Origin of the sequence: Amycolatopsis bullii, assembly GCF_014654205.1 — a bacterium.
Lineage (GTDB): Bacteria > Actinomycetota > Actinomycetes > Mycobacteriales > Pseudonocardiaceae > Amycolatopsis > Amycolatopsis plumensis.
Genome location: NZ_BNAW01000107.1, coordinates 1 through 1,365 on the forward strand (window position 1 = coordinate 1; position 1,365 = coordinate 1,365).

Here is a 1,365-nt window from a genome sequence, read left to right on the forward strand (position 1 = left end):
GGCGCCGTCGAGCCTGAGCCGGGCGGCGGCCCGGACCCTGGCCACGACGACCAAGTCCGTCCCGCAGATGCAGGGCATCTCCTCCCGCTGGCTGCTCAAGCTCCTGCCCTGGGTCGAAGTCTCCGGCGGTGCCTACCGCGTCAACCGCCGCCTCTCCTACGCCGTCGGCGACGGACGCGTCACCTTCACCACCACCGGCGCCCACGTCCGCGTCATCCCCCCCGAACTCGGCGAACTGGCCCCCCTGCGCGGCTTCGACGACGAAGACGTCCTCACCGAACTCGCCGACCGGTTCACCCAACGCGAATACGCCCCCGGCGACACCCTCGTCGAATTCGGCTCCCCCGCCGACGAAGTCTTCCTCCTCGCCCACGGCAAGATCACCAAAATCGGCACCGGCGCCTACGGCGACCAAGTCGTCCTCGGCACCCTCGCCGACGGCGACCACTTCGGCGAAACCACCCTCACCCACAACGACGGCATCTGGGAATTCACCGCCAAAGCCGTCACCACCTGCACCGTCCTCACCCTCCCCCGCGCCGCCTTCGACGACGTCCTCGCCCGCTCCGAAACCCTCCAAACCCACCTCACCGGCTACCGCGCCCGCGGCGCCGCCGCCAGCAACGACCACGGCGAAGCCGAAATCTCCCTCGCCTCCGGCCACGACGGCGAACCCGTCCTCCCCGCCACCTTCGTCGACTACGAAGCCCGCCCCCGCGAATACGAACTCTCCGTCGCCCAAACCGTGCTCCGCGTCCACTCCCGCGTCGCCGACCTCTACAACCAGCCCATGAACCAGATCGAACAACAACTCCGCCTCACCGTGGAAGCGTTGCGGGAACGGCAGGAACACGAACTGGTCAACAACCCCGACTTCGGGCTCCTGCACAACGCCGACTTCGCCCAGCGCATCCCCACCCGCACCGGCCCACCCACCCCCGACGACCTCGACGCCCTGCTCACCCTCGTCTGGAAAGACCCCAGCTTCTTCCTCGCCCACCCCACCACCATCGCCGCCTTCGGCCGCGAATGCACCAAAGCCGGCATCTACCCCACCAGCGTCGACCTCGCCGGCCACCAAGTCCCCTCCTGGCGCGGCATCCCCATCCTCCCCTGCAACAAAATCCCCGTCACCGAAACCCGCACCAGCTCCATCCTGCTCATGCGCACCGGAGAACAAACCCAAGGCGTCGTCGGACTCCACCAAACCGGACTCCCCGACGAATACCAACCCGGACTCAACGTCCGCTTCATGGGCATCAACGAACAAGCCATCATCTCCTACCTCGTCTCCGCCTACTACTCCGCCGCCGTCCTCGTCCCCGACGCCCTCGCCGTCCTCGAAAGCGCCGAGATCGGCCGGGA

General features: G+C 68.0%; 1 protein-coding gene. It reads left to right on the forward strand.

Annotation, left to right across the window (positions count from 1 at the left end; all coding sequences use genetic code 11):
• On the forward strand, window positions 1–1,365 hold a 1,365-nt coding region (locus IE317_RS44090), incomplete at both ends, for a family 2B encapsulin nanocompartment shell protein (protein WP_373309250.1).